Genomic DNA, 9031 nt, shown 5'->3' on the forward strand with positions numbered 1-9031 from the left:
CCGGCCGTGTGCGGTGTGCGCGCCGGTCAGGTGACGGCTTTGATGAGGGCCCGCCAGTTGCCGTTTCCGACCAGGACCGGGGTGTCGTGCACGGTGCCCTTGGCGGGGTAGTACAGCAGCGTGCCGGTGTCCTCGTCGGTGGTCGCCCACAGGTCCGTGAGCTTGTCGCCGTTCGCGTCCCCGGGGGCTGCCAGCAGCGGCCGCTTGGTCCGCCACCAGTTGCCGGAGCCGTAGACGCTCGTGGTGCCGTTCACCAGGCTCACGGGATCGGTGCCGCCCGAGGCCGCGTCCGCCGCGCCGTGGTGCAGCAGGACCTGGCCGGTCGTGTCGTCGCGGACGAGCAGGTCCGGCCGGCCGTCACCGGTCAGGTCACCGGGGGCCACGAGGTCGCGGCGGCCCCAGCCGGTCTCCGCCAGCGGATAGGCGTCCTCGACGTAGCCCTTGGGGTGGCCGGCCAGGAACCACAGACCGTCGCCGACGCGGGCGAGCAGGTCCGGGTAGTCGTCGCCGGTGATGTCTCCCAGGGAGGTGATCTGAGTGATCTTGGTCGGGTCCAGCTCGGGGACGAACTGGGTGAACTCCTGGGCGTTCTCGGTGTCGATCTCACCGAAGCCCGTGTTGGCGTACACCCACAGTCTGCCGTCGGCGTGCCGGGCGACAAGGTCCTCGTAACCGTCGTTGGTGTAGTCGCCGCGGCGGGTGATCAGGGCGTTCTCGAACCCGGAGTCGGCCGCGGTCAACGGCGTGCCGAAGTGGCCGCCGTCACCGTTGCCGGGGTACATGCGCAGCTTGCTGTCGGTGTCCACGGCCCACAGGTCCGGGGTGCCGTCGCCGTTGAGGTCACCGGGTTTGTCCTTGATGCCGGTGCCGGAGGCGTAGAAGAGGTAGGCCCCCGTGTCGGAGCGGTTGCCCGCGGCGTCCTCGCTGTAGACGTACAGCACGTGCGGACCGGCATGCGCCGGGGTGAGCTCGACCTGCACGCTGCCGCCGGGGGCTGCGGGGCTGGCTTTGGTGGTCGGGTTCTTCCGGTCGAGCCCGTAGACGTACCGGACCACGTCCTTGGCGCCGTTGCCGGCGAGGGTGAAGGTGCCGGTGGTTCTGGCCGGGGCGCCGTGGGTGCCGTCGTCACCGTTGGGGAACTCCGGGGAGCTGACCGCGGGCGGGGTGCTCGGGCGGGTCTTGTCGACGGTGAACCGGCACGGCGGTTCGGGCGTCATGGCGGTGGTCGACCGGCCGTCCTGCGCGGCGACCTGCCAGGAGTAGGAGGTGCCGTCCTTGAAGGTGCTCCTGGGCACGGTCACCTTGGCGATGCTGCCGCTGGTGACGTTCACCGTCCTGTCGAAGATGTTGCCGTCGGTACTGCCGGTGGGCCACATCTGGAAGTGCGCCCTGAGCGTGCCGCCGTCCGGGTCGGTGATCTTCGCATAGAGCTGGACGTCGGTGTTGCCGATCTTCGGGTACGGCGTGGCCTGGCACGGTACGTGCGGATTGCTGCCGTAGCCGGTGGGCTTGCCGGGGGCCCGGTTGTACTCGACGATCAGCTTCGGGTTGCTGTTGAACTTCTTCCAGGCGTACGGATCTCCGCGGTCCTCGTACTGCTTGGGCACCCGCAGGCCGAGCGTCATGGTGGCCCACTTCCGCTTGGCCGCGTCCTTGGCCATCGAGGTCACGTCGAAGTCCACGCCGCGGTCCCCGCAGCCGTATGCGTCGTTGCCGTGGGAGAAGTTCAGGGTCTGGATGAGCCGGATCCAGTCGGGCTGCTGGTTCCACGTCGTGCGGGGGGAGATCGTCCCGGTGTCCCACAGCTCGACGGGGTAGGGCGTGCAGGACCACGAGTGGACGTTGACGATGGTGAACTGGGCCGAGACCACGTCGACTCCGGCCAGGCCCCTGGAATTCATCTCGAAGAACGAGCGGGCCGTGCCGCCGCCGCTGCTCTCGTGGCCGATCCGGGCCTCGGAGGTGCTCTTGCCGCTCCAGCCCGCACCGTTCCAGAAGGAGGTGCTGGGTGCGGGCTTGTAGGCGATGGTCCACGCCTGGCGTTTGCCGCCGAACGTGGGGTCGATGTAGACGGGGTAGGTGGTGTCGTGCCCGTTGAGTACGCCCTGGTCCGGCGTCAGGGTCAGGACCCCGCCCGAGTAGTCCAGACCGACGTCGGCCTGTTTCCCACCGGGTTCGGCGCTACCCGCGTCCGTGGGCCCGGCCGGGGCGGCGGCGCTCGCGCGGCGGGCGCCGGAGGCGGCGGGCGCCGAGGAGTCCCACATGCGGGGAGTCGCGGAGGAGAACACTTCCTGGCCGGCGGAGTTGACGGCGCGGAGCGTACCGGACCCGGGGTCTTCCTGGACGGTCAGCCCGTGTTCCTTCAAGCCCAGGCTCAGCCGCTTGAGTTCGGGGTTCCGGGCGGCTTCCGCGGTCTTGACGACGAGGAGCTGGGACATGGTCTCCGTCTCGGCGCGCACTTTGAGGTCGACGCCCGGGAACACCTCCGCGTAGGTGGCCTCGTTGCCGTCCAGGACCGGGACCGGGAGCTTGTCGGGCCACTCCAGGGCCAGCGAACGGCCCTGCTCGGACAGGGTGGCCAGGGCCTTGTCGCCGCCCGCCGAGAAAGCGACGTCCAGTGTCGTGGCCTTTGGCCTGATCCGGTCGCCGACGTGCTCCAGCGTCGCGTCGACGGGCACCAGCTTCCCGTCCTTGCGCGCCCGTACGGGACTGGCGTGCTGGGTGAGGGTGAAGGTGCCGGACGGGTTGGCGACCACCTCCTGGGTCTCGGTCCGCAGCGCAGTGACTTCTACGGGTTCGCCGCTGCCGCGTGCCAGGGCCAGTGCGCCTGCCTCGGTGGCGGGCGACTCGGCCGGGCCGGCCGGGGTGCGGGCGGCTTCGGAGGCGGAAGGGACACCGGCCGCTCCGGCCGGCGGGGCCAGGGACAGGGTGCCGACGCCGACCACGAACGCCAGGGCGCTCGCTCGGGCGCGTAAAGCTCTACGGGGTCTGAGACGACCGCTCGTCAGTATCACACTTTTCCCTTTCGAGGGATGGTTTTTCAGCTTGCAATCCGGACGAACCCTTTACCAGTTCTTTGCGGCCTAAATGCGGTGTGCGTGACACCAAAGCACCACAAGCAAGGGCTTGTCGAACAATAATGCGGACCGATATAACAGCGTGAGCTTTACCTGACCTTTAGGAGTGTTCGTGCCTGTGTTACGTGAATGGTGGTCTCCGCGGAGAAGGTGGAGACCGACCATCTCCGTGGTGTTCCTCTCGCTGCTGATCACCCTGCTGAGTCCGGTCAGTCCGGCCGAAGCCGGCCGTCCGGGGGCCGATCTGCCGGCGCTCCAGCGGGACCGGCCGGTGGCGGGCCACGAGTGGTCCGGCCGCAAGCGCGCCGGCCGGAACGGTGCCGCCACTCCTTGGAAGGCCCCGGCCGCGCGACTGCCGCGCGGCAGCGCCGAGGTGGACCTCGCTTCCGCCGCCAAGGCCTCCCTCGCCCCCCGCGGCGACGACCGGCGCGCGGCCGGAAAAGCCGGAAAGGCCGGCGACCTGCCGGTGCGGGTGACCCCCGCCGGACAGCGCCGCGCGGCCTCCGCCGCGCCCGGTCTCGACACCGTAAAGGTGGAACTGCCGGACACCACCACCACGTCCGGTCTCGGCGTGGACGGGCCGGTCGTCAAACTCACCGGCACCGACGCGCCCGCGTCCGACGGCCGCGAGGACGACCCGTCCGGCGACACCGGCTCCGGCGGGGCCGCACGGCCAGGGAAGCCGGACGGCAAGACCCCGCCGGCCGCCGCCGGCCCCCGCCCCCAGACCGCCGGCACCGCGGCCGCGCAGCGCGCACCGCCCCGACAGCAGGTGGACGTCGAGCTTGACTACTCCTCCTACGCCCAGCACTACGGTGCCGACTGGGGCTCCCGACTGCGGCTGGTACGGCTCCCTGACTGCGCCGCCACCACCCCCGGACGGGCCGGCTGCGCCACGCCCGAGGAGATCGGCGGTGAGAACGACTCCGCCGCACGGCGGCTGACCGCCCGCGTCACCCTCTCCGCCGGCCGCCCGCTGATGCTCGCGGCAGCGGCCGGGACGTCCGGCTCCGCCGGCAGCTTCGGCGCCACCTCCCTGTCCTCGACCGGTACGTGGGCCGCGGGCGGGCAGTCCGGCGGCTTCTCCTGGACCCACCCCCTCGACGTCCCCGAGGTGCCGGGTGGGCCCGAGCCCGAGATCGAGTTCGGCTACTCCTCCCAGGCCGTCGACGGCCGCACCGCCTCCACCAACAACCAGTCCTCCTGGATCGGTGAGGGCTGGGACTACCACCCCGGATTCGTCGAGCGCCGCTACAAGACCTGCTCCCAGGACATGCGGGAGGGCGCGAACAACAAGGCCAAGACCAGCGACCTGTGCTGGTTCGCGGACAGCCTCACCCTGTCCCTGGACGGCTCCAGCAACGAACTCGTCCGGGACGACAAGACCGGCGAGTGGAAGCTCGCCGACGACGACGGGGCCCGGATCGAGCTGAAGAAGGGCGCCGCCAACGGCGACGACGACGGTGAGCACTGGGTGCTGACCACCACCGACGGCACCCAGTACTGGTTCGGGCTCAACCGCCTCCCCGGCTGGGCCGAGGGCAAGCCGGAGACACACGCGACGCAGACCGTCCCGGTGTTCGGCAACCACGCCGGCGAACCGTGCCACACCGGCGCCTTCGACACCTCCGACTGCACCCAGGCGTACCGCTGGAACCTGGACTACGTGGTGGACCCGCACGGCGACGCCATGAGCCTGTGGTGGGCCAAGGACACCAACCACTACGGGCGGCTCGGCAAGGCGGACAAGCCGGTCCGCTACGACCGCGACGCCTACCTGACCCGCATCGACTACGGCCAGCGGCACGACTCCCTGTTCACGGCGAAGGCCGCCGCGCGGGTCACCTTCCAGGTGACGGAACGGTGCCTGCCGGGCTCCGCATTCGACTGCGCGCCGGGGAAGCTGACCAAGGAGAACGCCAAGTACTGGCCCGACGTCCCGTTCGACCTCAAGTGTGACGCGGGTGCCAAGTGCACCAACAAATTTTCCCCGAGCTTCTGGACGACCAAGCGTCTGACGAAGGTCACCGCCGAGGCCCTGGCCGACGGCGCCTACGCCAAGGCCGACACCTGGAATCTCGTGCAGAGCTTCCCGGCGACCGACGGCACCAGCCCCGCCCTGTGGCTGGCCTCCATCACCCGTACCGGGCACACCGGCGGCCAGGACACCACGCTCCCGCCGGTGACCTTCCGGGGCGAGATGATGCACAACCGCGTCGACGGGTTCGAAGGGCTGGAGCCCTTCGCCCGGTACCGCATCCACGCCGTGGACACCGAGCACGGCTCCACGGTCGGCGTGACCTACTCCGCCCAGGAGTGCTCGGCCATGCCGGGCAAGGTCAAGCTGCCCACCGCGCACGACAACGGCATGCGCTGCTACCCGTTCTTCTGGACGCCCGAGTGGGCCGACAAGCCCCTCCAGGACTGGTTCCACAAGTACGTCGTCACCGAGGTCCGCGAAGAGGACAAGGTCACCGACGCCGCGCCGAAGGTCACCTCGTACCAGTACGTCGGAGCCCCGGCCTGGGCCTGGGACGAGAGCGAGCTGACCGAGGACAAGCACCGCACCTGGAGCCAGTACCGCGGCTACGCCAAGGTCCGCACGCTCACCGGCCGCGGCGACGACGGCAAGCGCGCCATGACCGAGCACCTCTACTTCCGGGGCATGGACGGCGACCGGCTTCCGGACGGCAAGAAGCGCGAGGTCCAGGTCACCGACTCCGACGGCGGCACCATCGCCGACCTGCCCCAGTACGGCGGCCAGCAGCGCGAGTCGCTGACGTATCTGGACGAGGGCGGCCAACTGGAGTCCGCCACCAAGTCGACCCCCACTTCCAAGATCACCGCCACCCGCAGCCGCGCGGACGACAAGGACCCCACGCGCACGGCGCCCCCGCTGCACGCATACCTGGGCCAGCCGGCCGGCAGCGAGGAACGCACCCGGCAGGGCGACGGGAGCTGGCTGCGCACCAAGGAGGCCATCACCTACGACGCGTACGGACAGCCGGTCACCACGCACGACTTCGGTGATGTCACGGACCCGGACGACGACGCCTGCACCACGGTGACGTACGCCCACAACACCGACAAGTGGCTCCTGGAGCTGGAGTCCCAGGAGCGCACCGTCACCGGTGCCTGCGGCGCCTCCGGCGGTCAGGTGGTCTCCGACACGCGCACCTCCTTCGACGGCGGCACGTTCGGGGCCGCTCCGGTCAAGGGCGACGTCACCTCCGTCGAGGAGATCACCGGCGACGGCAAGGGCTACCAGGTCACCGAGCGCACCGAGTACGACGTCCACGGCCGCCCCACCAGGAGCTGGGACGCCGACAACGCCGACAACGCCGACAACGCCGACAACGCGGCCACCCGTACGGCCTACACCCCGGCCACCGGCGCCATCCCCACCAAGACGGTGGTCACCAACCCGCTCGGGCACACCGAGACCACGCACGCCGACCCGGTGCGCGGCACCACCACGGCCGTCGTGGACGCCAACGGCCGGCGCAACGACATGGACTACGACGGCCTGGGCCGGCTCACCAAGGTCTGGAACGTCAACCGCGACAAGGCCAAGGGCCAGTCACCCAGCGCCGAGTACACGTACCGGATCACCAAGACCGCTCCCACCACGGTCACCACCCGTTCCCTGAAGGAGGACGGCTCCTACTCGGCCTCGGTGCAGGTCTACGACGGCATGCTGCGGGAGCGGCAGAACCAGGACCCGGGTGTCGGCGGCGGGCGGCTGATCACCGACACCTTCCACGACACCCACGGCCGGGCCGTCAAGACCAACGACGCCTACTTCGCCGAGGGCGACGTGGCGGAGACGCTGCTGATCGTCGGCGACAACAAGGTCCCGCACCAGACGGTGTCCACCCTCGACGGCCTGGGCCGCCCGGTCAAGGAGGTCACCCGGCGCTTCGGTGACGACCAGCAGGTCACCACGGCCGAGTACCGCGGCAACGAGTCCACGGTCTCCCCGCCGAAGGGCGCCACCGTCACGACGGCCTTCACCGATCCGGAAGGCCGTAGGACCAAGCTCCGCGAGTACCTGGACGCCGAGCGCACCAAGTACAACGACACCTCCTACGAGTACAACCGCAAGGGCCTGTTGTCGAAGGTCACCGACCCCGACAAGAACACCTGGACCTTCGAGTACGACGCCCGCGGCCGGCAGGTCAAGAAGACCGACCCGGACGCCGGCACCAGCACCACGGTCTACGACCGGGACGACCGGCCCGTCACCGTCACCGACGCCCGCGGCAAGCGGGTGTCCACCACCTACGACGCCCTGGACCGGCCGACGTCCCTGCGCGAGGGCGGCCAGGACGGCCCCAAGCTGGCCGAATGGACCTACGACACCCTGGTCAAGGGGCTGCCGTCGGCGTCGGTCCGGTACGCCGGCGGCGCGCAGTACCGCAACGAGATCACCGGTTACAACCACGCCTACCAGCCCACCGGCACCCAGCTCGTCATCCCCTCCACCGAGGGCAAGCTCGCCGGCACCTACGCGTACGAGTACGGCTACAAGCCCAATACGGGCCTGCCGTTCTGGACGCTCATCCCGCAGACCGGCCCCATGGTCAAGGAGCGGCTGGCCACCAGCTACAACAAGGAGGACCTGCCGACCGGCATCGGCGGACTGACGGACTACTCCTCCCATGTGGAGTACTCCGCCTCCGGCGAACTGCTGCGCAGCCAGTCCGGGGTGCAGGGCAAGAAGGTCTACTCGACGTCCTTCTACGACGAGCACACCCGCCGCCTGCAGCGCACCGTCCACGACCGTGACAGCAAGGAGGCCGGCGGCAGCCGGATCGACGACATCGCCTACGGCTACGACCCGGCCGGCAACGTCACCAAGCTCGCCCGCACCCCGGGCGCGGCGATGCCGGACGCGGGCCGGTCCGACACCCAGTGCTTCGCCTACGACGCGCTGCGCCGGATGACCTCCGCCTGGACGGCCACCGACGACTGCGCGGCGGCCCCCTCCAAGACCAACATCGGCGGCCCGCAGGCGTACTGGCACAGCTACGGCTACGACGCGGTCGGCAACCGCACCCAGCTGGTCGAGCACGACACCGGCGGCAACACCGCCGACGACGTCACCCGCACCTACCACTACCCCGGCCCGGGCAAGGACCGGCCGCGCGCCCTGTCCAAGGTCGAGTCCAAGGGCCCCGACGGCACCTCGGTCAGCACCTACGCCTACGACGACGCCGGCAACATGACCACCCGGCAGGTCGGCGGCGCGGCCCAGACCCTCTCCTACGACGCCGAGGGCCACCTCGCCAAGATCACGGAAAACGGCAGGACCACCGAGAACCTCTACGACGCCGACGGGAACCGGCTCATCCACCGCGGTGCCGACGGCGCCACCACGCTCTACCTCGGCGATGCCGAACTGACCGTGGACCCCAAGGGCAAGCTGTCCGCCACCCGGTACTACGCGCACCCCGACGGCGCCACCACGGTGCGCACCACCGAAGAGGGCGACGGCACCGGTGGCAAGGGCAGGCTCACCCTGCTGCTCAACGACCACCACGGCAGCGCCTACACCTCGGTCGGCCTCGACCAGGAGGGGCTCCCGGTCGAACGCCGGCTGCTCACCCCCTTCGGCGAGGCGCGAGGAGCCCGGCCCACCTCCTGGCCCGGCAAACGCGGATTCGTCGGCGGCCGGACCGACGAGGAAACGGGCCTCACCCAGCTCGGGGCACGGGAGTACGACCCGATCACCGGACGCTTCACCACGGTGGACCCGGTCATCGACTTCGGCATCCCGCAGCAGATGAACCCGTACGCCTACGCCAACAACGCGCCGGCCACCGAGTCCGACCCGGACGGCGACTTCTTCCCGATCCTGATCGGCATCGCCGCCCGCATCGCCCTCCAGGTGGCGGCCCGTGCGGCGGCCCGCGCCGCCGCCCGTCGCGCGGCGCAGGCCGCGGCGCGGGCGC

2 protein-coding genes are annotated in these 9031 nt (G+C 70.5%); one reads left to right on the forward strand and one right to left on the reverse strand.

Annotation, left to right across the window (positions count from 1 at the left end; translation table 11 throughout):
• Positions 1–26 precede the first annotated feature (26 nt).
• The gene (locus tag AB0L45_RS34205; protein ID WP_365847032.1) at positions 27–2945 is read right to left on the reverse strand and encodes an FG-GAP-like repeat-containing protein; all 2919 of its coding nucleotides are present in this window, start codon (positions 2943–2945) and stop codon (positions 27–29) included.
• A 304-nt stretch (positions 2946–3249) separates the two neighbouring features.
• Between AB0L45_RS34205 and AB0L45_RS34210 the strand changes: the two genes are divergently transcribed.
• A partial coding sequence (locus AB0L45_RS34210; RefSeq protein ID WP_365847034.1) for an RHS repeat-associated core domain-containing protein occupies positions 3250–9031 on the forward strand: 5782 nt, incomplete at its 3' end.

Source organism: Streptomyces sp. NPDC052496 (genome assembly GCF_040679095.1).
Taxonomy (GTDB): Bacteria; Actinomycetota; Actinomycetes; order Streptomycetales; family Streptomycetaceae; genus Streptomyces.